Raw genomic sequence first — 26,518 nt, forward strand, 5'->3', positions numbered from 1 at the left:
GCTCGACGCCTGGCGCGGGAACGGATCTACCCTAGGCCGTTCCATCTCACATTTGGGGGCGCTGTCTCGTCGTACTGGTGAGAGCGAATACGACAAAGGGAGCCAGCGCGCCATGAACACTCCATCCGAGCCGGCACACGACCGGCTCGACCCGAGCCTGAGCGCGATCATGAGCGAACGTCATCAGCTGATCAACGTCGCGTACCGGCTCCTCGGCTCCCTGGCCGATGCCGAAGACGTCGTGCAGGAGACGTACGCCCGCTGGTACGCCATGTCGCCCCAGCAGCAGCAGGCCATCGACTCCCCCGGCGCCTGGCTGACGAAGGTCGCCAGTCGCATCTGCCTCGACGTGCTCGGCTCGGCCCGGGCCCGGCGCGAGCGCTACGTGGGCGAGTGGATCCCTGAGCCGCTGCCCGCGGAACGTACGGAGTGGATCAACGGGCGGTCGGGCGGCGCCGCGATCGACCCGGCCGACCGGATCACCCTCGACGAGTCGATCAACATGGCCTTCCTCGTGGTGCTCGAATCCATGACCCCGGCCCAGCGCGTCGCGTTCATCCTCCACGACGTCTTCCGCTACTCCTTCACCGAAGTCGCCGAGATCGTCGGCCGTACGCCGGCCGCCTGCCGCCAGCTGGCCACCTCGGCCCGCCGCCGCATCCGCGAGTCGCAGGCTCCCGCGACTCCGGCGGCCCAGCGCGCCGGCGTTGTCAGGGAGTTCAAGCGGGCCTGGGAGGCCCAGGACATCGACGCCCTCATCGGCCTGCTCGCCCCCGACGCCACGGGCGTCACCGACGGCGGCGGCCTCGCCGGCGCCGTGCTCCCCCCGATCGAAGGCGCCAAGCGGCTCGCCCGCCTCTTCGCCGGCGCCATCGGCAAGGTGCCCGACCTGAGGATCAGCGAGCACACGGTCAACGGCCAGCCCGGCCTGGTGGCCCGGCTGGACGACTTCACCGTGGTGCTGGCGTTCGACGTCGCGGGCGACCGGATCCAGCACATCTGGGCGGTCCTGAACCCCGAGAAGCTCCGCCCTTGGACGGCGAACTGACGCGGGCGTCAGGCCGGGTAGGACGATCCCATCCGGCCTGACGCGGATCGGTTATCCGAACTGGCCCGGCTGGTAGGCGCCGGCGGGCTGCCGGGTGATGATGTTCAGGCGGTTGACGGTGTTCATCATGGAGATGAGGCCCACCAGGACGGCGAGCTCGTCCTCGTCGTAGTGCTTGGCGGCGTTCGCCCAGACCTCATCGCTGACGCCACCGGCGCCGTCGGCGATCCGGGTGCCCTCCTCGGCCAGCTCCAGGGCGGCCCGCTCGGCCTCGGTGAAGACCGTCGCCTCCCGCCAGGCGACGACCAGGTTGAGCCGTACGGAGCTCTCCCCCGCCCGCGTGGCCTCCTTGGTGTGCATGTCGATGCAGGCGGCGCAGCCGTTGATCTGGCTCACCCGGAGCGCCACGAGCTCCTGCGTCGTGGCGGGCACGCTCGACTCGTGCAGCACCTTGCCCGCGCCGAGAATGTGCTTCAGGAACTTCCCCGTAGCCGGGTTCGCGAGGTAGTTGAGACGGGCGTCCATCCTGATCTCCTGTCGTGTCGACGGTTGCACCCCACCGACGACACAGCTCCCCGAAATGTGATGTCGTGACAGCGTGCCCGGAGGGCGGAGGCCGGCGTGGGCTCACGCCGTCGCCCATCGACGGGAGCCTTCTGGCCCCACCGCGACTGGGCGGATGGCACGCGCTCGCCCCACCGTGATCGGCTGGAGCCCTGGGCGGCGGACCGTTTCGACGACCTGGTCGCGGTGGAGGAGGCTGCGGTCTCGCCGTGCGCCGGCGACACGCTCGTCCACGGAGACCTGTATCCGGTCGACATCCTGCTGACCCCGGATCGGGTCGTGGTCGTCGACTGGCCGCGGGGTCTGCGATGCGGCGCTTGCTCCAGGAACGGTGTGTTCCCGCGTCCGGGGCACGGTGCACCGGGTCAGTCGGTAGTTTCAGGCGCGTCGAGGTCGCAGAGCGGCGCGGCGGTTTCGATGCCGTCGTCGTGCAGCAGTTGACGCATGCGGGAGATGTCGAGGTACGCGGTCTCAAGGGGATGGGTGAGCAGGCGGGAGATGGCCGTGCCGAACTTCGCCATCGAGCTTCTGCCCGGGATGAATATCGACAGTTCGTCCCGAGCCTCGAAGCTCTGGACCTCGAGGTCGCCGGGCAGGGCCGCGAGCGCCTGCTCGTCCGCCGTGACAGGGATCTTCACCAGCCAGTACGGCCCCTCCATGGTGAGGTTCGCTCGCTTCTGCTCCGCGGTCTTGGTGGCCCAGGTCCGCCACGGGGTGCCCGACACGACGGCTCCGCACGCTTCCACAGCCTTGATCACGTCATGGACGGTGGCGTTCGTGCCGGCGTCGACCTGGTCCCAGTCGTACTCGCCGCTGCCGGCCGGGAGGGCGGGCGCCGATTTCGAGACCACGGTCATCTCGGGAACATGGTGCCGCCGCACCTCCGGCCACGAGGTGAGGAATTCGCGCGCGTCACTGATCGCTTCGTCCTGGGCCTGCCGCAGACGCCGCACCTCCGCGATGTGCTGCTGCAGCAGGACGGGTGCGGTGTCCGGTTCGTCCAGGGCGCGCCGGACGAGTTTGACGCTCATCCCCGTGCCGCGCAGGACGGTGATCAGCATGGCCTGTTCGACCTGCTCGAAGGTGTATGAGCGGTAGCCGCTCCGCTCGTTGACGTCGGCCGGGACGAGCAATCCCTCGGAGTGGTAGAACCGCAGCGTCTGCGGCGAAAGATGGCACATCTCGCTGAATTCGCTGATGGACAGCATGACTCCATGGTCGGCCTTACAGCAACCAGAAGGTCAAGTGCCGCCGGCTCCCGCTCAGCGAACTTCCCTCTCAGAGGGCCTCCCGCTCAGCGCACCTCCCGTTCGGCGAACTCGCGGAAGCTGCGGGGCGGGCGGCTGGTGACACGTTCGACAGTGTCGGTGACCCGGTCCTCCGAGCCGCCGCCGATGTCGGTGTCGAGCGCGGCCAGCATGGCGGCGAAGGAGGCGGGGATGCCGTGCCGCGTGAAGTGGCGGGCGAGCTCGTCCACCGTGACGGACCGGTGGCGCACGGGTCTGCCGGTGTGCCGGGTGAGGAGGGCGGCGACCTCGTCATAGCTCAAGGTCTCCGGCCCGGTCAGCAGGTGCTCGGTGTTGTGCGGCACCTCCGCCGTCAGCGCGTGCCCGGCGACGGACGCGATGTCGGCCGCGTCGACGAACCCCACCCGGCCCTTGCCCGTCGCGGAGATGACCTCGCCGTCGCGAATCCTCAGGGCGAGTGACTCACCGGTGAAGTTCTGCATGAACCACGACGGCCGCAACACCGCCCATTCCGGCATGACGGTACGGACCAGGCCGTACAGCGCCCCGACCCCCGACGTGCTCTCCGGCACCGCGGACGAGCCGAGCAGCACCACCCGGCGCACCCCTTGGCGAACGGCCTCGTGCAGGAACGGCTCGACCATCGGAGCAGGCTCGGCCACCCCGATGGGCGGGACCAGGTAGACGGCTCGAACCCGGGACAACGCGGGTGCGTGCGTCTCCCGATTCGCCCAGCCGAAGCGTACATATCCGGCGAGGTCCGCCCTGCGAGAGGCCGGTCGGACCGGCACGCCGCGCTCCCGCAGAAAGGCGGCCACCCGCGAACCGGTCGTGCCGGTCGCGCCGACGACGAGAACCTCACTCATGGGCACCGCCCGCGAACGCCTGGTTCACCATCTCCAGCCCGCCCAGCACGTCGGCCGCGGCCAGCGGGCTCCAGTAGTCCCGATAGAGCTGGATCTCGCCGCCCCGCACGGTGGCGACCGCGACATAACGCATCCGATACGACTTCCCCGTACGTGGCACGACCCCGGCCACCTCGAACTCGACGATCGCCACCTCGGGGTCGACGCTCTGGTGCACGGTCTCCTGGACGATCTGCCGAACATCGAGGATGTCCGGATAGTCGCGCATGTACTCCTGAATCGCGGGCCGCCCCTCCACCCGCGACGGGTATCCCGGCGCCGCGAAGGGAAACTCGATCACCCCGTCCTCCGCCCACAGCCCGGCGAAGGCGGCCATGTCCTTGACCACCAGCAACTTCAGAGCATGCCTGACCAGTTCAGCAGCGGTCATGTTGTGCACTCCTTCACGTATGGACGATACGGTACCGTCCCATTGAGAAGGACTCTAAACGAGACGGCTCCGTCCCGTCCAATCGCTAAGCTCTTCCCATGACCCGCCGCACTCCCACCGGCGCAGCCGTGCTGCAACCGACGGTCACCCAGGCCATCACCGAAGCCGTCCTCGACGAACTCGCCGAACAGGGCTACGCGCGCCTGTCGATGGAGGCCGTGGCCAAACGGGCCGGCGTGGGCAAGAGCGCGCTGTATCGCCGCTGGTCGTCCAAGCAGGAGATGGCGATCTCGGTGATCTCCGAGTTCAGCATGGAGCAGGTCACCGTCCCCGACACCGGCTCCCTGCGAGGCGACCTGCGAGCGGCCCTCGACACGCTCATGAAGTGGCTGACACACCCCCGGTTCTCGCGGATCATGCCCGATCTCGTGGCGGAGGCGGCCCGCAACCCGGAGCTGGGAGAGGCCGTCGAGACCCTGGTCGGGATGCCGAAACGGGAACGCGTCGCGGCCATGTTCCAGCGCGCGATCGACCGCGGCGAACTGCCCCAGGACACCGACCTGGAGCTCGCACTCGACCTGCTGGCCGCCCCCCTCTACTGGCGGCTGGTCGTACGATCCGCCGCACCCGACCCGGCCTACATGGACAACCTCACCGACGCGCTCCTCCGATCACTCACCAACCCCTCATAGAGCCCGAGCGCCCCCCGCCCCCCGGCTCGAACGCGTCCATCCCGGCGCCGGGTACGTCCATCGGACCTGTCCGCTCGGATCGACGAGCACCGTCTCGTCACACATGTACGGCGGCGCACCCCATCATCACGATCAGCCCGGCGTTCACACGAGCTAAGCCAGGAACCGCAGGGGCCGCACCCATCCCGCAAGCCCGGAACCAGCAGGAGGGAACGCCCTCCCCACCGAGCCGCCGCAACGCGTCCCGGCCGTTCCTCACCAAGGATCACGACGGCGAGTGCCTCAGCGAGGAGGCTCGCACACCCGGCATCGCCCACCTGGCCCGATCACTCACCACCGTGACGGTTGATGGGCGTGAGCCGTGCCAGAGCGTCGTAGAACTCCTGCCGCGAGATCTCGAACGGCGAGAACTCCTCCAGATCGAGACCCGCGCAGGTCAGTCCCCCGTACCGGTCCTCGTCGTGCTCGTCGTCGTACGCGAGGACCACCCCGTTGGCATAGACCACGACCTGCTCATGTGCGGTGCCGGTGTCGTCGATGGCCAGGTAGTACGTCGACCACCCCCAACTCGCGTACTCGTCCCCGCGGTCCTCGTCCCACGGCCGTCGAAAGAACCTCATGACCTTGTGACCAATCCTCCTGCCGCGTTCCGCCCCCGGGCGCCCCTCTTTCGGCTACCGCGCCTTGGTGTGACCTGCGGGGGCCCGCGCATGGATCGCCCGCGGCGACGGCGACCCGCGCGGGGCGACTGTTTCAGGCGTGTTCGTTGGGCACGACGGCGACGGGCCAGTCGTTGTCGACGTCCGCGAGGATGTTGAAGTAGTTGGTCAGGATGTTGAGCGCGAGGTTCCCGACGACCTCGGCGATCTCGGCGTCGGTGACCCCGGCGGCCCTGGCTTCCTTCAGCGCCGCGTCGTCGACCACGCCGCGCCCCCGGGCGATCGCGTCCGACAGCGCCAGGAGTGCGGCGGTGTGCGGGTCGGCGGACTCGGCGTCCCGCGCGAGCTCGATCTCCTGGGCGTCGAGCTTGGAGACGTGGGCCGCCAGGTAGGTGTGGGCGGACAGGCAATACTCGCAGCGGTTGTACTCGGCGGTGGCGATGGAGAGCCGTTGCCTGACGGCCGCGGGGAGCACGCCGCCGTTGAGTGCGCCGGACAGCGCGAGCCAGCCCTTGAGCAGCGCGGGGCTGTTGGCCATGGCCTTGGCCATGTTCGGGACGGATCCGAGGGCCTTGCGAACGTCGGCGAGCGCCTCGGCGGCGGGCCCGGTCGCGGCGGCGGGGTCGATCTGGGGAAGCGTCGACATGAATATGTCCTCTCCGAAGAGTTTCCTAATGTTTAGAAGTGCTGCCTTCCATTAGGACAGTGCCACGCGTACGTACGACTGTCAAATGGGTGAGGTAGCCTTGAACCATTAGCAGCTAGGGAGGCGGAGATGGCACACGCACCGGCCACGACGAGCGCGATCCTGCTCGGCGAGCCGCTCCCGGTGGAGCTGAGCAACACGACCGGGATGGCCCGCGGCGAGGTGTACGACGCGCTGGCCGACGACGACGCCGTGGCCGCCTGGCTGCGCGCGGTCGGCGGCCGCCTGCGGTCGGAGACGGGCGGCACTCTGGACCCGGCCAAGCTGGACGAAGCGGACCTGCACGGGATCGCCGGGCGGCTGCGCGACCTGCGCGACGCCCTGCGCCGCCTGGCCGCCGACGCGACCGGCGACACACGTCCCCTGGGCCTGGCCACGGTCCCCACGCGGCAGGCCGCGATCGACACCCTGAACGCCCTCGCCCCCGCGTGGCCCGAACTGGTCTGGCCGGAGGACGGCGAGCCGGCCAAGGCGTTCCACGCGCCTGGCCCGCGCGCCGAACTCGCCGTATCCCTGATCGCTCACCAGGGTGTCGAGCTGTTCGCGGGCCCGCGGCGCGACCTGCTCCGCGCCTGCCAGGCACCGAACTGCCTGCTGTTCTTCCTCAAGACGCATCCGCGCAGGGAATGGTGCGGGTCGGCGTGCGGCAACCGGGCCCGAGTCGCCCGCCACTACCGCCAACACCACGCCGCCGACCGTACGGTCCAGAGCCGCAGGCACCCCGACGACCCGGCACCGCCCGGCGAACGCGCTGAGCGAAGGTAGACCTCCGCCGAGACTCACGTCAGGGCAACAGGCTGCGCAGGGCGTCCATGCTGGAGCCGAAGGGAATCGGCCCACTCGATGAGGCACCCGCCTGCTGACCTGACCCGCTCGTCCCTGCCCGCATACGCCCACCTCGACGACGGACACCCGCGACTGCCTGCGAGCAGCACTCAGCGTCGCGATCGAGAAAGACCTGATCGTCAAGCACGTGGCCACCACGCGCCGGCTCCCCACCCCGCAAGACCGACAACACGTGATGGTCAGTGGAGGAGTCGCACGCCTTGCTGCTGTCGCCATGGCGGGCTGCAGACCCACTCGCCTACGTCCCGATCCCGGTTCCTGCGCCGGGGGACTCACCTGGAACGACACCCACCTCCACGCCGGACAGCTGTCGATCAGCCGGGGTGTGGGGCGGTGCATGCTGGAGCACAGTTGCCTGCGCCGCCGGGGACGGGTCGGGCTTGGCGAGCAGGGTCCGGATCTCGCGCAGGTGGTCGTCCTCCTTGGCCGGCATCTGGACGATCTTCCGAGCGCGGCTGAGCACGCGAACCGACGGTTCCGTAGGAGACGCCGAGGGCGTCGGCCGCCTCCTGGCCGGTGAGCTCCACCAGGGAGACCAGCGTCACGCTCGCCCTGATCGAGCGCGGCCGGCGCCCTCGCCAGGCGGGGACCCATACGCCGTGACCGAGAAGGCCAGGCGGAACGTCTCCGCCGCGATGTCATCTCCGGCCTGGACGTCCAGCCGGCCGGCCGCGTACAGGTGCACCTCGCGGAAGTAACGGTCGAACTCCTCCGCGTCCATCCGAAAGGGGGCGACGAGTTCCTCGTCACCAGCCTGCCCGCGGGTCTCGGTCGTCACGCTCCCACCCTCCTGCCCGGCGGTCGTCGCCCTTCCTTCGCCGCAGCAAGGCCGAGCTTTCCCGCCGGTCGCGCACGCGTACGGGCGCGGTACGGGACCGGCCGGGTGACCCGCCGGGGAAACGGCGGGATGATCACCTGGACGAGGAGGCGCGGGCGGGACGACGTCTGAGCCTGTTTCCTCCGTCAGGACTACGGGGCTGCCGTCCGACTTCGGGAGTGAACAGCATGAACAAGCGACAGGTCTCGGCCACGCGGAACATCCGTGCGAGCAGTGACACGATTTTCGACCTGCTGGCCGACCCGCGGAAACACAGCCTGATCGACGGGTCGGGAACCGTGGTGGCCTCCAAGACGGACGCTCCGGAGCGGCTCAGTCTGGGCGCCCGGTTCGGGATGGACATGAGGATGAGCCTGACGTACAAGGTCCAGAACGAGGTGGTGGAGTTCGAGGACGGACGGCTCATCGCCTGGCGGCATGGCGGCGGCCACCGGTGGCGCTGGCAGCTCGACCCCGTCGGCGAGCAGGAGACCCTGGTGACCGAGACCTTCGACTGGTCGACGGCGAAGATCGGCGTGCTGTTCCCACTGCTCGGCTTCCCGTCCAGGAACAAGGTGGCGATGGAGAAGAGCCTCGAACGGCTCGCGAACCTTCTCGAACACTGAACGCGATGTCTGCATGCCCGCCGAGCGGCGCCGGCGTCTCTGGTGGGTGTTCACGAGTACGGCTGGCCTGAGGTCCTCGGAAGATCGCTTCCAGCTCCACCAGCCTGACCGCCCCGCCGGCGCTCTTCAGCACCATGTCGGCGGCCATCCGCCCGGCCCCGGGCACGCCTACGCCGTAGGTGGTGCGGACACCGCTGATCATCCCGCTCAGGTACGTGTTCACCTCATCGAAGCAGCATCAGTTCGGCGAACAACTCGCGACGCACCAGGCTGTGGAGGAGGTCCCGGAGAACATCGGTCAGACAGGACACGACCATCCGGACCTCACACCCTTCATGGGAGATGGTGGCCACAGCCCACCGATGCTCCGGCGCTCCATAGGAGACCTCGATCCGCGACATGGTGATCAACGTCGCAGAACCGACAGTCACCCGGTTGGTCACCCAGCAACGCAAAGGCCGCTTCCGGTACCGAGGAAGCGGCCTTCGCCCTGGATGGGGTGTTCACGAGAGCGGATGGCCTGCCGGAACAGGGACCGCCCGAAGATCGCTTCCCGCGTGAGCGCTGATCGTTTCCCAGGACTGTCCGGTGGCCCTGCACGTCACGCGTCCAGCGTTCTGCGTGCCTGCGGCGCTGGTGAAGCTCGACCCAAGCCGATCGGCGGTTGCATGCGTGCCTTGCCCTCGCCGGTCCGGCACGGAGACCCCGCCGGGGCCGCGCACACGGACATCGGGCAGTCGGTGCCCTCCACTCGCTGGGGGCAGGCGATGCGCCGCATCCGCCCTTGTCTGCCAGATGGACGTTTTTGCGCGAATTAGAACACTCGTCTAATTTTTGAGCCGTGCTTTGCTGTCCTGGGTGTGGCTGTGGGAGACGATCTCAGCAGTGCCGGCGACCGGTGAAGGCGCATGAACTCCAGGTTCGCCATGAGGTACGCCGGCGGAGCCTCGCTCACCGTGGGCTGCACGACGATCTGCGGGACCATCATGTCGCACGCGAGCTCGGCCACGTGGGCGACGACAGCCTTGGTCAGCTCCTTGTCGCTCCCGACGCGGTAGGAGACGACCCCGGCGCTGATCTTGGCCAGCTTTGCGATCTTCGACATGGACGCCTGACTGTAGCCAGTTGCACGTTCATCGAGGAAGCGCGCGGAGCGCAGATCATCGAGGCCATCGCGACGCTCGCGGGCGCAGCCCCTACGCGCACCAGAACGAAACGGCACTCACCGACCTTGAACAGGTCCTGGCCTGGGGCCGGCAGTCCGGCGAGTTCCGCGCCTTCGGCCTGCGCACCATGGTCATCGCCATCAGGTGACCATAGACGCCAAACCAGCCGAGATCAGGAAAAATCCGGACTTCCACCTGTAGCGGCACGCCTCTGAGCTGTCCGCCCTCTTCACCCCCGCGACCAGAAAGACACCATGACCGCCGCCCTCAAGATCGCCGGTCTCGCCAAGACGTTCGGCGAGAAGATCGCAGTCGACCACGTCGACATCACCGTCCCCCAAGGATCCTTCTACGGCCTGGTCGGGCCGAACGGAGCAGGCAAGACCACCGCGCTGTCCATGGCCGTCGGCCTGCTCAGGCCGGACGAGGGACGCGCGCTGGTAAACGGGATCGACGTGTGGGAGGAGCCGCTGCGGGCACGCCGCCTGATGGGCGTCCTGCCCGATGGGCTGGCCCTGCCGGAGCGGCTCACCGGCCGTGAACTCCTCACCTACCTGGGACAACTGCACGGCCTGAGCGCCAAGGAGGCCGACGAGCGGGCGGACGAACTGCTCGCCGTCCTGGAACTCGACGGTTCCGCGGAACGCACTCTGGTGGTGGACTACTCCACCGGCATGCGCAAGAAGATCGGCCTGGCAACCACCCTGCTGCACGCCCCCAAGGTACTGGTGCTCGACGAACCCTTGGAGGCCGTCGACCCTGTCTCCGCCGCCACCATCAAGAGGATCCTCAAGAGGTTCGTGGCCCACGGCGGATCGGTGCTGATCTCCAGCCACGTCATGGCGCTCGTCGAGGAGCTCTGCGACACCGTCGGCGTGATGGCCCGGGGACGCGTCGTCGCGGAGGGCCCTCTCGGCGAGGTCCGCGGCAACCGCTCGCTGGAGGAGACCTTCGTCGACCTGGTCGGCGTCACGATCGGCGGCGGGGAGGGACTGTCGTGGTTGGCGTCCTGATCCGGATGAAACTGGCCGTGCTGCGCCACAGCACGACTGAGGCCAAGATGGCCCTCAACGGCCTCGGCTTGGCCGTCGGAATCTGCCTCGCCATCACCACCCTCATCCTGGCGTTCTTCGACTTCTCCCACCCGCGGCTGCTGATGGACCTGCTCGCGGTGACGTTCGCCCTGTGGGCGCTGGGCTGGATGGTCGGCCCCATCTTCGCGGGCGAACCGCCGCTCAACGGGGAGCACTTCCACCGTCAGCCCATTCCGCGCCGCACTCTGGCCATGGGCCTGCTCGCCGCCGCCCTGGTCGCCGTCACCACCGCCATCACGCTGCTGGCGTTCTGCGCGCTGATCGTCTTCGCCGCCCGGCTGAGCTGGGTGGCCGTCGTGGTGTCGATTCCCGCGGTGGTGCTGCACCTGTTGCTGGTGGTGCTGCTGTCCCGGGTGGTCACGCTGCTCTTCCGCATGCTGGCCAAATCCCGCCTCGGAGGGGTCGTCACCGCGACCATCACCGCTGCGATGGTCTCGTTGTCCTCGTTCTCCTGGATCCTGATCATCGGGGTCTACCTGCTGCTGGAGTACGGGTTCCCGCCCGCCTTCTCCATGGTGGTGCGGTCGCTGCCGTCCAGTTGGAGCCTGATCGCCGTCGAGGCGGCCGGCCGCGGCGACTGGCTGTGGACCGTGGGCCCGCTGGTTGCCCTGGCCGTGGTCGTGGTCGCGCTGTTCCTGGCCTGGAGCGCCCTGCTCGGACCGCAGCGGATCGCCCGCCCGGTGGTCCGCGGCTCCTCCGCGCAACAGGCCGCCCGGCGGGGCCCGCTGTTCCGTGGTGACCAGGGGGCGATCTACCTCAAGGAACTGCGTACCTGGTGGCGCGACCCGGTGCGCACCCAGGCCATCGTGATGGGCCCGGCCTTCTCGATCATCACTGTGCTGTTCCCGCTGATCTTCGGCTTCACCGCGGGACTCCCGTTCGTCGGCGCGGCCAGCGCGTTGATGGCCGCCGCGACCTGCGCCAACGCCTACGGGCAAGACGGCACGGCGCTTTGGCTGACCCTGACGGTGCCGGGCAAGGAGAGGGCCGACGTTCGTGCCCGCCAGTTGGCCTGGCTGACCTTCTTCGGCCCGCTGACGCTGGTACTGACGCTCGTCGGATGCCTGCTGCACGGTGACGCCTCCCTGGTGCCGTGGGCGCTGGCCGGCACCCTCGCCGCGCTCGGCGGCGGTTCCGGTCTGCTGGTGTGGGTCTCCGTCGTCGCCCTGGTGCCCGGCCCGGACCCGCACAAGAGCAAGAACTCACCGATGGACCACGGTGACGTCACCGGCCAGTCGTTCCTGATGTGCTTCCTGGTGGCCCTCACGATGTGCCCCGCGCTCGGGGTCGCCTGGGCCGGCCACGCCCTGGATCTGCCGGCCCTGCTGTGGGCGAGCGTCCCGGTCGCGCTGCTCACGGGCGTGCTCTGTCATGTGGGATTCGGTTCCATGGCGGCGAGGACGCTGAGGGACAAGGGTCCCGAACTGCTGCACCTGATGCGGTCCGGCAAGCCGACCTCCACCGCCGAGGAGACGGGCGAGGACGCTTCCCCGTTCGGGACGATGTCCGGCAAACGTCAGACCCTCATGTGGTCCGCCATGGCCGTGGGCATTCTCGGGCTGTTCCCACAGGGCCTGGCGCCGTTGGGCATCAAACTCAGCGGGTCGCCGGACAAGGTGTGGTTCCTCGCGCTCCACGTGCCCGAGCCGTGGCAGTGGCCGGTGATCGCCGTCATGATCCTGATCGGCCTCGCGGGTTTCTGGGGCGCCTACCTGGTGTACCGGACCGAGAAGAGAAGGCTCCAGGCCGCGGCCGCCGCACCGCCGCCACAGGACACCAACGGCAGGGACATACGGGGAACCGGGGCAGCCGGCCCCGAAGCCGGAGCGGACCGGCTCACCAGCGCCTGACCTCCGGATCCCCACAAGCCGCTCCACCGACGGGGGCACGCCGTGTCGCGGCGTGCCCCGTCGGCCGTTCCGCATCCGCCCCTCGCCCAGGTGCTCTTCACGAGTACGTGCGAGAAGGCGTTTCAGTTGGCTTCCCGAACCTCGACTGATCGTTCCCGGCCGCGGACCGTCAATGACCGGGCCCGGTTCGGGAGAGGTGGGCAGCCTCCTCGCCTGATGGTGCCCTGTCACATCCCCCGAGCAGTTGCCGCCGGTACTCGTCGAGGTCCACCGCGTGCTGCCATCACGATCATCTGCCCCGTGCCCGTCGTCCTTGCGGTGCAGGTGGTAGCAGTGGCCAGTGCGGTGCCCCAGCGATCGTGTCTCGCTTTGAAGAACTCTCAAAGCCGATGCGATGAGGGGTGTTCTCAGCCAGTGGGTAGCCACGCCCAAGGCGATCGAAAATCACAAGACCTTCATGGGACCTCTCGGCGTAACGGGTTGGGAGATCCGGTACAACGGCGCTTCTCTTCTCAGAGTCTCGCTGACAGCTAGCTCAACGTGACGGCAGTCCTACCCGAAGAGGTAGCGGGGCTGCCAGGCTTGCGCACCCGGCGCCAGGGCTGTGATGGAGCGGAGCCGGCCCCGCCACCGGGGGACCTGGAACAGGGTATCCCTCCAGCTCTGAAGCCTCGCGATAGGACTCGAACCAGCTTCCCGCCGTTTAGAGCAGTACACGGTGGCTGATGCGAGATGGCGACCCGTGATCCAAACCGGCGCGCTGGCCATGAACCGCATCTTCGACGACATCACGCCCGTGTAGCCCGTCCGCATGTCACTCAGTTGGTCACTCAGAAGATCAAAAAGGCCACTTCCGATGACTGGAAGTGGCCTTTGACCTGGGTGGAGATGAGGGGATTCGAACCCCTGACCCCTTCGATGCGAACGAAGTGCGCTACCGGACTGCGCTACATCCCCAAGGACTCGACCAGATTAGCAAACTCCAGAGGGTCCTCGCGCCATCGATCTCAGTCTCCGACCGCACGCCTGGGTGGTTCCGCGTACTGGTCGAACAGAACGTCCTGCTGCAGCGGCATGAAGTCGATGATCTCAGCCTCCGCCTCAGCGACGACGCGCTGCTGCTCACGCAGCCTTCGCCGCCGCTCCGCACGCGCCAGGCGGGCGCGTTCGCGGCGTTCCCGGTCGACTTGTACGGCCACGCGCAGGAAGACCGTGTACGTCAGCATGACGACCACGGACGGAGCAACGCCCCACCATGGGATCATGTGCACGGCCGCCGTCACGATGGAGGCCAACACCAGCAGGGCGGTGAAGAAGAGCAGCCGCCGCCGGCGCGCCACGATGATGGCGCGGCGGCGGAGCCGGAATTGGCGGACGTCGACCTTCTCGACTTCCGCCGCAGGCGTGCCGTCGTCTTCGTCGCCGTCCGAAGGGTCCAGGTTGTCGAGGTCGGGGAGTTGATGCTCGCCGGTGTAGTGCTCTTCGAGCTCCGCCAGCTCAGCGAGATTGGTCTTGTCTCTGCGCAGCCACATAGGGATCAGGACGCAGAGCCACATCACGACGATGGCCAGGTAGAGGAGGACGCTGCTCACGACCACCTCCAGGCGAAAAGCCGCCTCCGGGCAGCACGAAGACGCGGCTGTGTTCGTTGCGTCTTCAATGTGCTCACGTCACGCACCGTAAGACCGCGTGTCACTGATTGACGAGCATTCGGTGCGGTGTGTCGCGAGATCGTCAAACCTCTTCGACGGGAGACCCCCCGTGAGCAGCCGACTCACGCGCGCGACGCCATTGCACGAGAAGGCCGCCGGGGGCGTCCTCGACGGTCAACGCGTAACACATGTGGTCGCGCCAGGCTCCATCGATGTGGAGTTGGCGACGCCGTATGCCTTCTTCCCGGAAACCCAGCTTCTCAACCACCCTACGGCTGGCGTGATTCTCGGGGCGGATGTTCGCCTCCAGCCGATGCAGCCCGGTGGTGAAAAAGCAGTGGTCGACGGCCATGGCGAGCGCGGTCGGGGTGATGCCCTTGCCCGCCAGGGCGCCGTCGATCCAGTATCCGACCTGGGCAGAACGGGCGGATCCCCACACGATTGCGCCGACGGTGAGCTGTCCGGCGAAACGCCCCTCGTACGTCACCACCCACGGCAGCGCCAGCCCCTGCCTGGCCTCGCGGCGCAGGGTGCCGACCATGGAGACGTACGGCCCGAGGCCGGTTCTGAACAGGGGCGTCTCGGGGTTGCTCGGCTCCCACGGACGCAGCCAGTCGGCGTTGCGCAGCCGGGTCTCACGCCACACGCGTACGTCGCTCAGCCGCAGCGGCCGCAGGCCCACTGGCCCTTCGTTCAGGGTCGCCGGCCAGCCACGAAGTCGATCCACATCTCTCATCATCCCCCCATCGGGCACGATGTCGCCATGGGGATCGACGGTCAGCGCGGGTGATCGCCGCCCTGGATCTGCTCGACCGTGTGCCGCAGGATGGGAGCCAGTACGGCGACGCCGTCCCGCACTCCACCGGACGATCCGGGCAAATTTACGATCAAGGTCTTGCCCGCCTGTCCCGCCAGCCCTCTGGACAAAATGGACGTAGGCACCTTTTCCCGATTTGCCAGCCGGATAGCCTCGGCGATGCCAGGAATTTCACGAGAAATTACGCGAGAGGTCATCTCCGGGGTCAGGTCCATGGGCGTCACCCCCGTCCCACCCGTGGTGACGATGACGTCGTAACCGTCGGCGAGCCCCTTGCGGAGCGCGGACTCCACCGGATCGCCGTCGGGCACCACGACCGGGCCGTCGACCTCGCAGCCGGCCGCCTGACGCAGCAGATCGACGAGCAAGGGCCCTGATTCATCCTCATAAATCCCAGCAGACGCCCGGTTCGACGCCGTGATCACCAGTGCGCGCATCAGTCACCGTCCCGAGTCCACCGGCCGGTCTTGCCGCCCAGTTTCTCCTCCACCCGCACGTCCGTGATCACCGCGGCCGGGTCTACCGCCTTCACCATGTCGATCAGGGCCAGCGCCGCCACCGAGACCGCGGTGAGCGCCTCCATCTCGACCCCCGTACGGTCGGCCGTCTTCACCCGGCACGTGATCGCCACGCCCCAGTCCTCGACGTCGAGGGTCACCTTCACCCCGTGCAGCGCGATGGGATGACAGAGCGGGATCAGATCAGGCGTGCGTTTCGCCCCCATGATCCCCGCGATCCGCGCCACCCCGAGCGCGTCGCCCTTCGGCACCTCCCCCGACCGCAGCAGCGCCACGGTCTCGGCCGACAACAGCACCCGCCCGGTGGCCGTGGCGCTGCGCGCCGACACGTCCTTGGCCGAGACGTCGACCATGCGGGCGGCGCCGGTCTCGTCGATATGGGTGAGTTCGTTCACAGCCTCATCACCTCCACCGAGGCCCCGGCGGGCACCTCGGTCACGTCCTCGGGGACCACGATGAGCGCGTTCGCCGCGGCCAGGGCGGCGAGCTGGTGCGAGCCCTGCCCGTGCACCGGCGAGACCGTGCCGTCGCCGGCCAGCACGCCACGCAGGAACGACCGCTTCCCGGACGGCGAGCGCAGCGGCTCGGTCGTCCGCGCCGCGACCGTCTCGGGCAGCCCGGCGGGCAGCCCGCGCATCTTGTCGAGCGCGGGGCGGACGAACAGCTGGAACGACACGAACGACGACACCGGGTTGCCGGGCAGCGCGAAGATCGGCACCTGGTCGTCGCCCAGCACGCCGAAGCCCTGCGGCATGCCCGGTTGCATGGCCACCTTCACGAATCCGACCGTGCCCAGCGGCGACAGGGCCTCCTTGACCGGTTCGTACGCCCCCATCGATACACCGCCGCTGGTGATGACCGCGTCGGCGCGTACGAGGGCGGTGTCGAGGCGATCGAGCAGGACGGCCGGATCGTCACCGACGGAACCCGAACGGAACCCCTCGCCCCCGGCCTCGCGGACGGCGGCGGTCAGGGTGAAGCTGTTGGAGTCCCAGATCTGGCCGAGGGCCAGCTGGCCGCCCGGCTCGACCAGCTCCGAACCGGTCGAGATCACCACCACGCGCGGCCGCGGACGCGCCAGCACACGCTTGCGGCCCACCCCGGCGAGAATGCCGAGCTGCGCCGCACCGATCACGGTGCCGGCCTTGAGCACGACCTCGCCGGCCTGGACGTCCTCGCCGGCCCGGCGGATCGCGTGGCCCGGCTCGGCGCGGCGGTCGATGAAGACCGAGACCGTGCCGCCGTCGGTCCACTCCACCGGCACGATGCAGTCGGCCCCGGCCGGGACGGGCGCCCCGGTCATGATGCGTACGGCATGGCCGGGCCCCACGGCGCGCAGCTCACCGGAGCCGGCGGCGACGTCGTCGATCACCGGCAACGTGACCGGGAGCTCCCCGAGGTCCTCGGCGCGCACGGCATAGCCGTCCATCGCCGAGTTGTCGAACGGCGGCAGCGGTACCGGCGACGTCACGTCTTCGGCCAGGGTCGCCCCCAGCGTCTGCTCCAGGTCGAGCTCCAGCGGCGCCAGCGGACGTACAGTGGCCAGGATCTCGGCCAGATGCGCGTCAACTGATTTCATCGAGGAACTCCCGCAGCCACGGCACGAAGTCCGGCGCCAGATCTTCCCGATCCGCGGCGAACTTCACCACTGTCCGCAAATAGTCGAGCTTGTCGCCGGTGTCGTAGCGGCGGCCCCGGAACAGCACGCCGTGCACCGGCCCGCCGTCCTCGCGCCCGAGTGAGGCGAGCGTGCGCAGCGCGTCGGTGAGCTGGATCTCACCGCCCCGCCCCGGAGGCGTCTTCTCCAGCACCTCGAACACCGCCGGGTCGAGGACGTAGCGCCCGATGATCGCCCAGTTGGACGGCGCCTCCTCGGCCGGCGGCTTCTCCACCAGGTCGACCACGCGGACGACGTCGTCTTCCGCCGTCGCCTCTATGGTCGCCACCCCGTACAGGGAGACCTGCTCCTTGGGCACCTCCATCAGCGCGATCACACTGCCGCCGAACGTGTCGCGCACCGCGATCATGCGCTGCAGCAGGCGGTCACGATGGTCGATCAGGTCGTCGCCGAGCAGGCAGGCGAAGGGGTGTCCGCCCACGTGATGCTTGGCGCACAGCACCGCGTGGCCGAGGCCCTTGGGCTCGCCTTGGCGTACGTAATGGAGCGTCGCCAGTGAGGCCGGCTCGCGGACCTGGGACAACCGGTGCTCATCGCCCTTGGCTTCAAGGGCCTCCTCAAGCTCGAACGCCCGATCAAAATGGTCTTCGATGGACCGTTTGTTTTTGCCGGTGACCATGAGAACGTCGAGCAGCCCGGCAGCGGCCGCCTCCTCGACGACATACTGGATCGCGGGCTTGTCGACGATGGGCAACATCTCCTTGGGTGTCGCCTTGGTCGCCGGGAGGAACCGGGTGCCCAGACCCGCGGCGGGCACGACGGCTTTCGTCACAGGGTCGAAGTCAGCCATGAGTAGACCCTAGTGGAGGGATCTGTGGACAAGCTGAACCTGCGTCGCGAGCTGAACGCGGCGCGCTCACGCCTTTCCCCCGAACAGTTGCGCGCAAACGCCGTCAAGGTCCGCGAAACGCTGCTGGAGCAACCATGGGTCCAGATGGCCGGTCTGGTGGCTTGCTACTGGTCAACGGGGTCGGAGCCCGATACGCACGGGCTCGTGTTCGCTCTGTGGAAACACGGCGCCACGGTGATCCTTCCGGTGCTGCGGGAAGACAACGATCTCGATTGGGCGGTGTACGACGGCCCCGGCACGCTCGCCCCGGGCCGCAACGGGATCATGGAGCCGGTCGACACCCGCCGCGGCGTCGAGGCGATCCGCACGGCCGCGCTCGTGATCGTCCCCGCCCTGGCGGTCGACCGGCGCACCGGCGTCCGCCTCGGGCGGGGCGGCGGCTCGTACGATCGAGCTCTGGCCCGGGTCGGCCCGAACGTTCCCACGGTGGCGCTGCTGCACGACGGCGAGCTCATCGACGATGTGCCCCACGAGCCCCACGACCGGCACGTTCGCTACGTCATGACCCCTTCCGGACTCACTAGTCTTATGTGAGCGCAGATACGAGAGGGGAGCCAGATGACACTCGATGTCTGGCTCCTCCTCGGTGCCGCGATCGTCATCGCGGCCATCGCCGCCGTACGCCTCGTCCACCGCAGCGGCCTGCCCACCCTCCTCGTGTTCCTGGGCCTGGGGCTGATGCTGTCGGCCGGGTTCGGGGTCTCGTTCGAGAGCCCTCACGCGGCTCAGCAGATCGGCCTCACGGCGCTGGCGGTGATCCTGGCCGAGGGCGGTCTGACCACGACGTGGTCCCATGTGAAGCGTTCCGTCCCGATCGCGATGGTGCTGGCGACCGTGGGCGTCGCGGTCAGCACCGTCGTGGTGGCGCTGGTCGTACAGGCGGTGCTCGGGCTGGACGCCACGACGGCGCTCATCCTCGGCGCGGTGCTGGCCTCCACGGACGCCGCCGCCGTCTTCTCCGTGCTGCGGCGGCTGCCGCTGCCGCCCCGGCTGGCGGGCGTGCTGGAGGCGGAGTCGGGCTTCAACGACGCCCCCACGGTCATCGCGGTGATGCTGCTCAGCACGTCGGCGCATCCGGGTGCGGGCCTGGGCACGTTCCTGCTGGAGACCCTGATCGAGCTGGTCATCGGCGCCGCGGTCGGCCTCGCCGTCGGCCCCGCGGGCGCGTTCGCCCTGCGCCGCGTCGCCCTGCCCGCCTCAGGCCTGTATCCCATCGCCGTCCTCGCCCTCACCTTCGTCTCGTACGGCGGCGCCGTCCTGCTGCACGGCTCAGGTTTCCTGGCCGTCTACCTGACCGCACTCATCCTGGGCAACTCCCGCCTGCCGCACCGAGCCGCCACCCGTGGCTTCGCGGAGGGCGGCGCCTGGCTGGCGCAGATCGGGCTGTTCGTCATGTTGGGCATGCTGGCCGACGTGCACGAGCTGCCGTCGGCCATCGTCCCCGGCCTCATCACCGGCACCGTCCTGGTGCTGCTGGCCCGGCCGGCCTCCGTGATGGTCAGCTCGGTGGTCACGCGGGCGCTGCGGCTGGGCTGGGTGAGCTGGCGCGACCAGGCGTTCCTGTCGTGGGCCGGGCTGCGCGGCGCGATCCCGATCGTGCTCGCGACCATTCCGTGGGCGGCCGGCGTCGAGGGCTCGAAGGACATCTTCAACCAGGTCTTCGTCATCGTCATCGTGTTCACCCTGGTCCAGGCGCCGACGCTGCCGTTCGCGGCGCGGGTGCTTGGGGTAGCGGCCCCCGCCGAGGTCCACGACCTGTCGGTGGAGTCCGCCCCGCTGGAGGAGCTCAACGCCGACCTGCTGCAGGTCAGGATCCCGCCGGGTTCCCGGCTGCACGGCGTGGAGATCTTCGAGCTGCGCCTGCCCGGCGGCGCCGCGGTGACGCTCGTCGTACGCGACGGCCGCTCGTTCGTCCCGGCCACCACCACCCGGCTCCGGGTGGACGACCAGCTGCTCGTCGTCACCACCGCCGCCTGCCGCGAACAGGTCGAGCGCCGCCTGCGCGCCGTGAACCGCAGCGGCAAGCTGGCCGGGTGGTTCGGAGAGCGGGGGTTGGAATAGGTGTTTCTGGCAATCGGTTACCATTAGCAGTCGCATCGCTCGAGTGCCAATGCTGATCGAGTGTCCATGCTTGAAGGAGGAGCGCGTGCCGACCTACCAGTACGCCTGCAATGACTGTGGTGAGCAGCTCGAGGTCGTCCAGAAGTTCACCGACGACGCGCTGACGGTCTGCCCCAACTGCCAGGGCAACCTGCGGAAGGTGTTCTCCGCCGTCGGCATCGTCTTCAAGGGCTCTGGCTTCTACCGCACCGACAACCGCTCGTCGTCGACCTCGTCCTCGGCGTCCTCGTCCTCGACTTCCTCGAAGTCGGAGGAGAGCAAGCCGTCGACCGACTCGGGTAAGTCCACGTCCACCACCCCCGCGCCCTCCCCGGCGGCCGCCGCCAACTGACCCGCCCGCGGCACACGCCACCCTCCCGCCCCCGGGGCACGTCCCCGCTGCCCATATCAGCTCCGCCCCGGGCCGGCACCATGCCCCGTACGCCAGGGCCACAGGTCGGCAACCGCTCGCTCAACCGTCACCGCCGCACTCCCCGCGCCATGACGGACTTGCCTCGTGCCCGCCGCACCCGGAGCTTCGAACCCCGCTCCTGAACGAACGGCTTCCCGGTCCACCGAACTTCCCGAGGGCGCCGAGCGATCGGGTTGTCCACAGGCCGAAAACCGGGTTATCCACAGAACGCCGCTCCAGCCCCGACCCCGGCTCGCCGCTCCGGATACTCTCGCGCCATGGTCACACGCGCAGACATCGGCGTCATCGGCGGATCGGGCTTCTACTCCCTGCTCGACGACGCGGAGGAGATCGAGCTCAGCACCCCCTACGGACCGCCCAGCGACACCGTCACCGTCGGACGGATCGGCTCGCGTTCCGTGGCGTTCATCCCCAGACACGGGCGAGATCACCGTTTCCCACCGCACCGCATCCCCTACCGTGCCAACCTCTGGGCGCTGCGCTCTCTCGGCGTGCGCCAGGTGCTCGCACCGAGCGCCGTCGGTTCGCTCAAGGCCGAGTACGGCCCCGGCGCCCTCGTCATCCCTGACCAGCTCGTCGACCGCACCTCTGGCCGGGCACAGACGTACTACGACGCCAACGGCGCCGTCCACGTCTCCTTCGCCGACCCCTACTGCCCGTCGGGCCGGGCCGTGGCCGTACGCACCGCTCAGGCCGACGGCTGGCAGACGGTCGACGGCGGCACCCTCGTCGTCATCGAGGGCCCGCGCTTCTCCACCCGGGCCGAGTCACAGTGGTACGCGAGCAACGGCTGGTCGATCGTGGGCATGACCGGCTTCCCCGAGGCCATCCTGGCCCGCGAGCTGGCCCTGTGTTACACGTCGATCTCCCTGGTGACCGACCACGACGCCGGAGTCGAGGCCGGCGAGGGCGTCACCCACGACGAGGTGCTGGCCTTCTTCGCGCAGAACGTCACCCGCATGCGCACCCTCGTGTCCGAGACCGTCCAGGCTCTGCCCGAAGAGCGCCCGTGCCCGTGCGGTTCGGCGCTCGACGGCATCAAGCTCCCCTTCGACCTGCCGTGACCCTCCACGCCTGGCTGACCCGCTACGCCCGTCGCCGCCGCCTCGTCGCGGCGGCGCTGGCCGCCGTGTCCGTCATATCCGCCTACCTCGCCACGCGTCCCGCCGTCACCAGCGCCCCCACCGTGCTGGTGGCGTCCCGCGACCTGGCGCCGGGCCCCGTCCGCACGGGCGACTTCCATCGGGTCGCGCTCGATCCGCCACCCGCCGGCGCGATCCGCGAGATCACCCCCGGCCAGACCCTGGCGACGCCCATGCGCCGCGGCGAGCCGCTGACCGACGTCCGGCTCCTCGCGTCCTACCACCTTCCGCAGGGCCTGGTCGCGACCCCGGTACGCCTGGCCGACGCGGCGACCGCGTCCCTGATCTCGCCGGGCTCCACCGTCGACCTCCTGGCCGCCTCGCAGGAGGGCGTGCCGGCCCGCCACATCACGTCCGGCACCACGGTGATCACGATCCCGCCCGTACGCGAAAGAGACGCCCACGGCGGCGCCTTGATCGTCCTGGCCACCACCCCGACCCAGGCGGCCGAGCTCGCGGCGGCCCAGGCGCACGGCCGCCTCTCGATCACCATCAGACCCGGCTGACGCCCCTCAGAGCTGCGAATCGATCTTGGGGTCGTACTCCCAATGCCACGGCTCGAACGGGTTGCTGTAGGCCCATGCCGGGTGGAACCACCCGTACCGCTTGGAGTTCTTCTCCATCCACACGAACTCCGGCGACCCCGACCGCTCCACCCCGCCACACAGGTCGACGGCCAGCCCCAGCCCGTGGTTGCTCCGCCCCGGCACCGCGGCGAACCCGGGCCGCCGGTAATAGACCGACTGCTGCTCGGCGAGGCTGCGATAGGCATCGGTCACGCACATCGGCTTGCCGAACTGCCTCTTGAACGCCTCGTTCAGGCTGACGAAAGCGATCGTGGCGTCGGCCCGGAGGCTGAACCCCTTCTGCTGCAACGGACAGAGCATGCTCTTGGGGATCAGCCCGTTGGGATAGTCGCCCGCCGTCGCCGCCCGGAGCGGGTTGCAACCCAGCGCCGCCCGCCCCACCTTGTCGACCTTGATGCCGAGCTTCACCAGCGCCGCGGTCAACGACTTGACGATCTTGTCGGACCGCTGGCGCAACGTGTCGACCTCGACGGCGAGCTGCGCCTCGGCGAGCAGATTGCCGGCCCGCAGCTCCTGGGCCTCGGCGGCCAGCCGTTCGGCCTGGTTGTACAGCGTGCTGGTCTGCTCGACGGCCTGCTGGCGTACCGACACCATCTGGTTCACGTCGCTCAGCGCCCGCAAGGTGCGCTCGTCCGCGTCACCCGACATGAAGGGAAGGACTCCATTGGCCGCGAGCGGCTGCTCGTACAGCAACTCGGCCAACTGCGACACCGGCTGCCGCATCACCGAGAGCCGCTGCTCCATCTGCTGCAGCGAGTCGAGCTTGGACCTGAGCTCCTTCTCGGAGCCCGCGATGTCAGCCCGCCGCTTCTCCAGGGCCTTGGTGGCCTCCTCGAGCTCCTTGGCGGACCGCTCTGCCTCGCGCCGCAACTCGGTCAGATTGGCCGGATCACGCTCTCGCACCTGCTCTTGCACCTGGGCCTGCGCCGGCACCTGCGCGCTGGGCACGAAGAGAGAAGCCACCGCCATGACGACCGCGATCAGACCCGCTGATCGAGGGGATGGCACGTTCGACTCCTCCGTTTGCAATCTCGTTACCCTGGTCAGGCACGCACGTTACTACAGCACCCGGAGTGCCCGGACCGAACTCCGAAGAGCTGCTATGGGACAAATCGCCCGCTTTGTACAGACCGTTCCGCACCCCTCCAGAACACGCACACCAGGTCACCACCCGACGGCGAACCAGCACACTTCGGGGTACGCACACCCACCCAATCCGGTTCATATCCCAGGCAGCCAACTCTCCTGGGCCGCCAACTCCTGCTTCCGGTCCAGGCACACCTCCCACAACCAGGTGTCCACCCACTCCCCCGGACACTCCTCCTCCGCCGTCCGCACCGGAACCGGCCTCACGGGCTCCTCCACCACCTCAGGAGGTACGGACTCCCGCGCCTGCGGCACCGTCGGTCGCCTCCCGCGCACCACCACCGGCACCGCCGCCGGCACACTGCCCTCGTACCACCGATCGGGATGCGCGGGCTCGGGCACCAGCACCGGCTCGAACCCCCTCCAGCGAGCCATACCCCCAGCCCACTCAGCGGCCTCGGCCGCCTGCGCCCCCCGCTTCAGGCCGCGCAACTCCCCGGCCAACAGCCCCCCGGCAAGGATCGCCGGCGCCAGCAACGCCCCGAACAACACAACGGGCCGCCGGCGGGCCTGCCTACATCGCCTCCTGGTCACAGGCAGACGCTATCCGCGCACCAAGATCCAGATTCTGATCACTTGTCATGCCTTTACCGCAGCTCAGAGCACCCATAACCCACCCGGCCAAAGTGACCCGCCCCGCACGTCGCACACAGTGCCGTACTTTCGCTAGGCTTACGTAGGTCCGCCTCCGTAGCTCAGGGGATAGAGCACCGCTCTCCTAAAGCGGGTGCCGCAGGTTCGAATCCTGCCGGGGGCACTCCTCTCCACCAGGCATTTCCTGCTCCGACCTGCGGCTTCTTGGCCGCAGGTCTGCTGCTGTCCGGACCATCGATAGGTCGCCGAGGGCCCCTATATGCAGCCGTAGGACCATGATCACGGGATATAAGCGGGATGATCTAGGTGTCGCATCCGGAGGTCAGGCACCGAATCGGGCGTGTCCCACCGAGATCCCACTACCAGCTGGGCTATGGATCAGGACCCCGGGACGGCGATGCCGATAGCCCTGCATCGCCGAGACGATCGCGATAGGAGGCAACGAAGAGTGACCCTGACCATCCTTTGAGGGCCTACCCCAGTTGGCTGCGCACTCCCTGCATGAAGTCCCACCATTCGCCGACGCGTCGACCTGTGAAGCCGTGACGCTTTAACGTCAGTTGGAGAGTCCGCTTCAGTGGGTGAGGCGACTGCATGATCGCCTCATTCCGTAGGGCCAGACGAGTGAGCTGACCCCGCGTGGGCGGCTGATTGCTCTTGTGCCCGTTGCAGGGCCTGTGTGCAGGGGCGAGGTTCCAGATCGCGTCCAGGTCGATCTCCGCACCAGGAAGAAGGCGCTTGAACGAGTACGGGAACACATGGTCGACCGCAACGTCATCGACACCAGGGATGAGCAGATCAGCGCAGATGATGCAACGGCCATGTTGAAACCCGATGACGGCCTCGGTAACCCCCGCAACCGAGCGGCGACGTTCTTTGTCGGTGAGTTGCAGCGTCTCTAAGTCGACGGCGACTCCCTCCTCGACCAGACTTCGGCCTACCCCAGTGGCGAACGACGTCTCAACAATGTTCCACCGCGCGGCCAACTCCGCTTGCAGGCTCGTCTTCTGCTCGGACAGAGCGATCTCAAGGAGATGGTCTGTCAGTTTGACCACACGTTCCCGCGGGGTGCCTGCTACTTCGTAGAAGCGGTGGAGTACTTCAGCGCCGCCGTCACCACGCAGATTATGGAACTTTTGCATCACCATGGCGGGCATCGACTTCATCGCGGCAGCCAGCAACTTCTCAGTCGGGGAACCACAACGTAAGGACTCAACAGCCTCCTCCCGGGCCACAGACAGGAAATCTGATCCGCCGGCAACTACCCTCGGGGACGCCTGCGGCGCTTGAGCCCGATGCTCCACCAGACTCATCGCGTACGGCTTGGCCAGGTCCCTAAGGGGGATGTCGTTACGCCCCTCAGCGGCGGCACTCAGCAACGCCTGGCCCAGAGCGAACTTGTAGGTCCGCACGTTGACACCCATGAGCACCGCCAGCCGCCATGAGGAGCGAGCGGTCGGCTCTTCGCGAAAGAACTCCACAGTCATTCGCACATACCAGCCTTGATCGGATATCGACCGGTTCAGGGTAGTCCGCGATCACGGGGATGTCACCGAGCCTCGATAGGCTCAGGAGCCTTACAGGAAGGCCTTGGGTGAGTGGAGGACGCGAGCATGGGCAAACTGGTACGGGACAACATCCCGGATATCATCCGCCGAAACGGCAGAGAACCCCTCATCACCGTGCTCAACGAGGCCGACTACCGCGCAGCCCTTCTGGCGAAATTGTTTGAAGAGGCATCCGAGCTCAACGAGGCATCCCCTGCCGAGGTCGCTGAGGAAATCGCCGATGTTTATGAAGTTCTTCGCGCGCTAGCAGCGGTTCACGGGCATGACTGGACTGTGATCGAAAAGGCGGCAGCCGCCAAACGTGAGGAGCGCGGCGCATTCCATGACCGCCTCTACTTGGCGTGACGCTATGCACCTACGAGAGCGAATAACCCTGTCGGCCAAGCCGAACACTTACCGCAGGACAAGACCGCTGCGCGATCTCGTCCACGGTGGATCGTCGGGAACTAACTGGGAGACTGCGAGCACAGGCGCGTACTGAGGCGCGCTCGGCTGCGCCGGCGGGGGTTCGACCATCCGCAGACGGTCCGCCAGTTGGACGACTGTCGGAACCGGCCCCGTCCCGCCCAAGCGCGCCGCCGGAGCTGCCGAGCCAGCCATTCCTACGTCCGGCGCCCCACCGCGCAGCGGTTACGGGATGGGCTGCCTGGCCAGGCCTTGCTCGTCGGCGCTCGGGAGTGGCCACGGCCGCGCTCCGGGAACCTGATTGAGCACTGAGCCTCTTCAAAAAGGAGATATTGCGCACTATCGTGCTTCTCCGGCCTCATCCAGATCATGTGATTTCTGCCGAAACGGGGAACCAATGGCCAGGAGAAGTACAGG

General features: G+C 68.4%; 31 protein-coding genes and 2 tRNA genes. 13 read left to right on the forward strand and 20 right to left on the reverse strand.

What is annotated here, in order from left to right; translation table 11 throughout:
* Positions 1–112 precede the first annotated feature (112 nt).
* The gene (gene sigJ, locus ACIBP6_RS44080; RefSeq protein WP_397060854.1) at positions 113–1,048 is read left to right on the forward strand and encodes an RNA polymerase sigma factor SigJ; all 936 of its coding nucleotides are present in this window, start codon (positions 113–115) and stop codon (positions 1,046–1,048) included.
* Between the two features lie 51 nt (positions 1,049–1,099).
* On the opposite strand, the gene ACIBP6_RS44085 is transcribed toward sigJ, so the two are convergent.
* The 4 genes from ACIBP6_RS44085 to ACIBP6_RS44100 all read right to left on the reverse strand — a co-directional run bounded on the left by ACIBP6_RS44085 (position 1,100) and on the right by ACIBP6_RS44100 (position 4,155).
* Positions 1,100–1,573 (reverse strand): carboxymuconolactone decarboxylase family protein, encoded by a 474-nt coding sequence (locus tag ACIBP6_RS44085; RefSeq protein ID WP_397060856.1) that lies wholly within the window; start codon positions 1,571–1,573, stop codon positions 1,100–1,102.
* Positions 1,574–1,977: 404 nt separating this feature from the next.
* Positions 1,978–2,820 carry a MerR family transcriptional regulator gene (locus ACIBP6_RS44090; protein ID WP_397060858.1) on the reverse strand — a complete coding sequence of 281 codons (843 nt, stop codon included), beginning with the start codon at positions 2,818–2,820 and terminating at the stop codon, positions 1,978–1,980.
* Between the two features lie 86 nt (positions 2,821–2,906).
* Positions 2,907–3,725: an ergot alkaloid biosynthesis protein gene (locus ACIBP6_RS44095; RefSeq protein WP_397060859.1), complete on the reverse strand. Its 819-nt coding sequence runs from the start codon at positions 3,723–3,725 to the stop codon at positions 2,907–2,909.
* Entirely contained in the window at positions 3,718–4,155 is a 438-nt protein-coding gene (locus ACIBP6_RS44100) for a nuclear transport factor 2 family protein (RefSeq protein ID WP_397060861.1), read from the reverse strand. The genes ACIBP6_RS44095 and ACIBP6_RS44100 overlap by 8 nt, the downstream gene beginning before the upstream one ends.
* 98 nt (positions 4,156–4,253) lie before the next feature.
* On the opposite strand from ACIBP6_RS44100, the gene ACIBP6_RS44105 reads away from it, so the two are divergent.
* Entirely contained in the window at positions 4,254–4,847 is a 594-nt protein-coding gene (locus ACIBP6_RS44105; protein WP_397060863.1) for a TetR/AcrR family transcriptional regulator, read from the forward strand.
* A 326-nt stretch (positions 4,848–5,173) separates the two neighbouring features.
* On the opposite strand, the gene ACIBP6_RS44110 is transcribed toward ACIBP6_RS44105, so the two are convergent.
* Together ACIBP6_RS44110 and ACIBP6_RS44115 are read right to left on the reverse strand one after the other, a co-directional pair.
* Positions 5,174–5,467, reverse strand: a complete 294-nt coding sequence (locus tag ACIBP6_RS44110) for a hypothetical protein (RefSeq protein WP_397060865.1) — start codon at positions 5,465–5,467, stop codon at positions 5,174–5,176.
* 133 nt (positions 5,468–5,600) lie between these two features.
* A complete protein-coding gene (locus ACIBP6_RS44115) occupies positions 5,601–6,152 on the reverse strand; it encodes a carboxymuconolactone decarboxylase family protein (protein ID WP_397060867.1) in 552 nt (183 codons plus the stop codon).
* Between the two features lie 129 nt (positions 6,153–6,281).
* Here ACIBP6_RS44115 and ACIBP6_RS44120 point away from each other — a divergent pair, with 129 nt between their 5' ends.
* On the forward strand, positions 6,282–6,977 hold the full coding sequence (locus tag ACIBP6_RS44120) for a CGNR zinc finger domain-containing protein (RefSeq protein WP_397060869.1): 696 nt from the start codon (positions 6,282–6,284) through the stop codon (positions 6,975–6,977).
* A gap of 319 nt (positions 6,978–7,296) precedes the next feature.
* Here the strand turns inward: ACIBP6_RS44120 and ACIBP6_RS44125 are convergent, their stop codons facing one another.
* Positions 7,297–7,521 (reverse strand): hypothetical protein, encoded by a 225-nt coding sequence (locus ACIBP6_RS44125; RefSeq protein WP_397060871.1) that lies wholly within the window; start codon positions 7,519–7,521, stop codon positions 7,297–7,299.
* Between the two features lie 78 nt (positions 7,522–7,599).
* Entirely contained in the window at positions 7,600–7,836 is a 237-nt protein-coding gene (locus ACIBP6_RS44130) for a hypothetical protein (RefSeq protein ID WP_397060873.1), read from the reverse strand.
* A 227-nt stretch (positions 7,837–8,063) separates the two neighbouring features.
* Between ACIBP6_RS44130 and ACIBP6_RS44135 the strand changes: the two genes are divergently transcribed.
* Entirely contained in the window at positions 8,064–8,501 is a 438-nt protein-coding gene (locus tag ACIBP6_RS44135; protein ID WP_397060875.1) for an SRPBCC family protein, read from the forward strand.
* A 224-nt stretch (positions 8,502–8,725) separates the two neighbouring features.
* Here the strand turns inward: ACIBP6_RS44135 and ACIBP6_RS44140 are convergent, their stop codons facing one another.
* Together ACIBP6_RS44140 and ACIBP6_RS44145 are read right to left on the reverse strand one after the other, a co-directional pair.
* On the reverse strand, positions 8,726–8,944 hold the full coding sequence (locus ACIBP6_RS44140) for a hypothetical protein (RefSeq protein ID WP_397060877.1): 219 nt from the start codon (positions 8,942–8,944) through the stop codon (positions 8,726–8,728).
* 371 nt (positions 8,945–9,315) lie between these two features.
* The gene (locus ACIBP6_RS44145; protein ID WP_397060879.1) at positions 9,316–9,606 is read right to left on the reverse strand and encodes a hypothetical protein; all 291 of its coding nucleotides are present in this window, start codon (positions 9,604–9,606) and stop codon (positions 9,316–9,318) included.
* 315 nt (positions 9,607–9,921) lie between these two features.
* On the opposite strand from ACIBP6_RS44145, the gene ACIBP6_RS44150 reads away from it, so the two are divergent.
* The gene (locus ACIBP6_RS44150) at positions 9,922–10,680 is read left to right on the forward strand and encodes an ABC transporter ATP-binding protein (protein ID WP_397060881.1); all 759 of its coding nucleotides are present in this window, start codon (positions 9,922–9,924) and stop codon (positions 10,678–10,680) included.
* Positions 10,665–12,611: a hypothetical protein gene (locus ACIBP6_RS44155; RefSeq protein ID WP_397060883.1), complete on the forward strand. Its 1,947-nt coding sequence runs from the start codon at positions 10,665–10,667 to the stop codon at positions 12,609–12,611. Before ACIBP6_RS44150 ends, ACIBP6_RS44155 begins: the two co-directional genes overlap by 16 nt.
* 883 nt (positions 12,612–13,494) lie before the next feature.
* Here the strand turns inward: ACIBP6_RS44155 and ACIBP6_RS44160 are convergent.
* The 7 genes from ACIBP6_RS44160 to galU form a co-directional block, all read right to left on the reverse strand.
* Positions 13,495–13,568, reverse strand: a tRNA-Ala gene (locus ACIBP6_RS44160).
* Between the two features lie 50 nt (positions 13,569–13,618).
* A complete protein-coding gene (sepX, locus tag ACIBP6_RS44165; protein WP_397060885.1) occupies positions 13,619–14,203 on the reverse strand; it encodes a divisome protein SepX/GlpR in 585 nt (194 codons plus the stop codon).
* A 142-nt stretch (positions 14,204–14,345) separates the two neighbouring features.
* The gene (locus ACIBP6_RS44170; RefSeq protein WP_187368317.1) at positions 14,346–14,999 is read right to left on the reverse strand and encodes a GNAT family N-acetyltransferase; all 654 of its coding nucleotides are present in this window, start codon (positions 14,997–14,999) and stop codon (positions 14,346–14,348) included.
* 41 nt (positions 15,000–15,040) lie between these two features.
* The gene (locus ACIBP6_RS44175; protein WP_397060886.1) at positions 15,041–15,517 is read right to left on the reverse strand and encodes a molybdenum cofactor biosynthesis protein B; all 477 of its coding nucleotides are present in this window, start codon (positions 15,515–15,517) and stop codon (positions 15,041–15,043) included.
* A complete protein-coding gene (moaC, locus tag ACIBP6_RS44180) occupies positions 15,517–15,993 on the reverse strand; it encodes a cyclic pyranopterin monophosphate synthase MoaC (protein ID WP_132622973.1) in 477 nt (158 codons plus the stop codon). The genes ACIBP6_RS44175 and moaC overlap by 1 nt, the downstream gene beginning before the upstream one ends.
* Positions 15,990–17,177 (reverse strand): molybdotransferase-like divisome protein Glp, encoded by a 1,188-nt coding sequence (gene glp, locus ACIBP6_RS44185; RefSeq protein ID WP_397060888.1) that lies wholly within the window; start codon positions 17,175–17,177, stop codon positions 15,990–15,992. Before glp ends, moaC begins: the two co-directional genes overlap by 4 nt.
* Entirely contained in the window at positions 17,164–18,066 is a 903-nt protein-coding gene (gene galU / locus ACIBP6_RS44190; RefSeq protein WP_132622977.1) for a UTP--glucose-1-phosphate uridylyltransferase GalU, read from the reverse strand. The genes glp and galU overlap by 14 nt, the downstream gene beginning before the upstream one ends.
* Before the next feature lie 24 nt (positions 18,067–18,090).
* On the opposite strand from galU, the gene ACIBP6_RS44195 reads away from it, so the two are divergent.
* The 5 genes from ACIBP6_RS44195 to ACIBP6_RS44215 all read left to right on the forward strand — a co-directional run bounded on the left by ACIBP6_RS44195 (position 18,091) and on the right by ACIBP6_RS44215 (position 22,307).
* Positions 18,091–18,660: a 5-formyltetrahydrofolate cyclo-ligase gene (locus tag ACIBP6_RS44195; RefSeq protein ID WP_397060890.1), complete on the forward strand. Its 570-nt coding sequence runs from the start codon at positions 18,091–18,093 to the stop codon at positions 18,658–18,660.
* Between the two features lie 24 nt (positions 18,661–18,684).
* Positions 18,685–20,187, forward strand: coding sequence for a potassium/proton antiporter (locus ACIBP6_RS44200; RefSeq protein WP_397060892.1), 1,503 nt, complete (start codon positions 18,685–18,687; stop codon positions 20,185–20,187).
* An 85-nt stretch (positions 20,188–20,272) separates the two neighbouring features.
* Positions 20,273–20,578: an FmdB family zinc ribbon protein gene (locus ACIBP6_RS44205; protein WP_397060894.1), complete on the forward strand. Its 306-nt coding sequence runs from the start codon at positions 20,273–20,275 to the stop codon at positions 20,576–20,578.
* A 338-nt stretch (positions 20,579–20,916) separates the two neighbouring features.
* A complete protein-coding gene (locus ACIBP6_RS44210; RefSeq protein ID WP_132622963.1) occupies positions 20,917–21,723 on the forward strand; it encodes an S-methyl-5'-thioadenosine phosphorylase in 807 nt (268 codons plus the stop codon).
* On the forward strand, positions 21,720–22,307 hold the full coding sequence (locus ACIBP6_RS44215; protein ID WP_397060896.1) for a flagellar biosynthesis protein FlgA: 588 nt from the start codon (positions 21,720–21,722) through the stop codon (positions 22,305–22,307). Before ACIBP6_RS44210 ends, ACIBP6_RS44215 begins: the two co-directional genes overlap by 4 nt.
* A 6-nt stretch (positions 22,308–22,313) precedes the next feature.
* Here ACIBP6_RS44215 and ACIBP6_RS44220 read toward each other — a convergent pair whose 3' ends face one another.
* Together ACIBP6_RS44220 and ACIBP6_RS44225 are read right to left on the reverse strand one after the other, a co-directional pair.
* The gene (locus tag ACIBP6_RS44220) at positions 22,314–23,396 is read right to left on the reverse strand and encodes a D-alanyl-D-alanine carboxypeptidase family protein (RefSeq protein WP_397060898.1); all 1,083 of its coding nucleotides are present in this window, start codon (positions 23,394–23,396) and stop codon (positions 22,314–22,316) included.
* Positions 23,397–23,609: 213 nt separating this feature from the next.
* The gene (locus ACIBP6_RS44225; RefSeq protein WP_397060900.1) at positions 23,610–23,909 is read right to left on the reverse strand and encodes a hypothetical protein; all 300 of its coding nucleotides are present in this window, start codon (positions 23,907–23,909) and stop codon (positions 23,610–23,612) included.
* 309 nt (positions 23,910–24,218) lie between these two features.
* Here ACIBP6_RS44225 and ACIBP6_RS44230 point away from each other — a divergent pair.
* Positions 24,219–24,291: transfer RNA gene (locus tag ACIBP6_RS44230), tRNA-Arg, on the forward strand.
* Positions 24,292–24,601: 310 nt separating this feature from the next.
* On the opposite strand, the gene ACIBP6_RS44235 is transcribed toward ACIBP6_RS44230, so the two are convergent.
* Positions 24,602–25,615 (reverse strand): HNH endonuclease, encoded by a 1,014-nt coding sequence (locus ACIBP6_RS44235; protein ID WP_397060902.1) that lies wholly within the window; start codon positions 25,613–25,615, stop codon positions 24,602–24,604.
* Between the two features lie 126 nt (positions 25,616–25,741).
* On the opposite strand from ACIBP6_RS44235, the gene ACIBP6_RS44240 reads away from it, so the two are divergent.
* Positions 25,742–26,041, forward strand: a complete 300-nt coding sequence (locus tag ACIBP6_RS44240) for a hypothetical protein (protein WP_397060904.1) — start codon at positions 25,742–25,744, stop codon at positions 26,039–26,041.
* Positions 26,042–26,518 lie beyond the last annotated feature (477 nt).

It is taken from the genome of Nonomuraea terrae, assembly GCF_044465245.1.
GTDB classification, from domain to species: Bacteria; Actinomycetota; Actinomycetes; order Streptosporangiales; family Streptosporangiaceae; genus Nonomuraea; species Nonomuraea terrae.

Excerpts from the sequence above, each read along its gene's own strand:
- glp (WP_397060888.1), bottom strand. The coding sequence starts at position 17,177 with ATGAAATCAGTTGACGCGCATCTGGCCGAGATCCTGGCCACTGTACGT.
- ACIBP6_RS44240 (WP_397060904.1), top strand. The coding sequence starts at position 25,742 with ATGGGCAAACTGGTACGGGACAACATCCCGGATATCATCCGCCGAAAC.
- ACIBP6_RS44090 (WP_397060858.1), bottom strand. The coding sequence starts at position 2,820 with ATGCTGTCCATCAGCGAATTCAGCGAGATGTGCCATCTTTCGCCGCAG.
- ACIBP6_RS44100 (WP_397060861.1), bottom strand. The coding sequence starts at position 4,155 with ATGACCGCTGCTGAACTGGTCAGGCATGCTCTGAAGTTGCTGGTGGTC.
- ACIBP6_RS44175 (WP_397060886.1), bottom strand. The coding sequence starts at position 15,517 with ATGCGCGCACTGGTGATCACGGCGTCGAACCGGGCGTCTGCTGGGATT.
- ACIBP6_RS44200 (WP_397060892.1), top strand. The coding sequence starts at position 18,685 with ATGACACTCGATGTCTGGCTCCTCCTCGGTGCCGCGATCGTCATCGCG.
- ACIBP6_RS44135 (WP_397060875.1), top strand. The coding sequence starts at position 8,064 with ATGAACAAGCGACAGGTCTCGGCCACGCGGAACATCCGTGCGAGCAGT.
- sigJ (WP_397060854.1), top strand. The coding sequence starts at position 113 with ATGAACACTCCATCCGAGCCGGCACACGACCGGCTCGACCCGAGCCTG.
- ACIBP6_RS44170 (WP_187368317.1), bottom strand. The coding sequence starts at position 14,999 with ATGAGAGATGTGGATCGACTTCGTGGCTGGCCGGCGACCCTGAACGAA.
- ACIBP6_RS44145 (WP_397060879.1), bottom strand. The coding sequence starts at position 9,606 with ATGTCGAAGATCGCAAAGCTGGCCAAGATCAGCGCCGGGGTCGTCTCC.
- ACIBP6_RS44085 (WP_397060856.1), bottom strand. The coding sequence starts at position 1,573 with ATGGACGCCCGTCTCAACTACCTCGCGAACCCGGCTACGGGGAAGTTC.
- ACIBP6_RS44110 (WP_397060865.1), bottom strand. The coding sequence starts at position 5,467 with ATGAGGTTCTTTCGACGGCCGTGGGACGAGGACCGCGGGGACGAGTAC.
- ACIBP6_RS44120 (WP_397060869.1), top strand. The coding sequence starts at position 6,282 with ATGGCACACGCACCGGCCACGACGAGCGCGATCCTGCTCGGCGAGCCG.
- ACIBP6_RS44105 (WP_397060863.1), top strand. The coding sequence starts at position 4,254 with ATGACCCGCCGCACTCCCACCGGCGCAGCCGTGCTGCAACCGACGGTC.
- ACIBP6_RS44150 (WP_397060881.1), top strand. The coding sequence starts at position 9,922 with ATGACCGCCGCCCTCAAGATCGCCGGTCTCGCCAAGACGTTCGGCGAG.
- ACIBP6_RS44115 (WP_397060867.1), bottom strand. The coding sequence starts at position 6,152 with ATGTCGACGCTTCCCCAGATCGACCCCGCCGCCGCGACCGGGCCCGCC.
- ACIBP6_RS44210 (WP_132622963.1), top strand. The coding sequence starts at position 20,917 with ATGGTCACACGCGCAGACATCGGCGTCATCGGCGGATCGGGCTTCTAC.
- galU (WP_132622977.1), bottom strand. The coding sequence starts at position 18,066 with ATGGCTGACTTCGACCCTGTGACGAAAGCCGTCGTGCCCGCCGCGGGT.
- ACIBP6_RS44095 (WP_397060859.1), bottom strand. The coding sequence starts at position 3,725 with ATGAGTGAGGTTCTCGTCGTCGGCGCGACCGGCACGACCGGTTCGCGG.
- ACIBP6_RS44225 (WP_397060900.1), bottom strand. The coding sequence starts at position 23,909 with ATGGCTCGCTGGAGGGGGTTCGAGCCGGTGCTGGTGCCCGAGCCCGCG.
- ACIBP6_RS44235 (WP_397060902.1), bottom strand. The coding sequence starts at position 25,615 with ATGACTGTGGAGTTCTTTCGCGAAGAGCCGACCGCTCGCTCCTCATGG.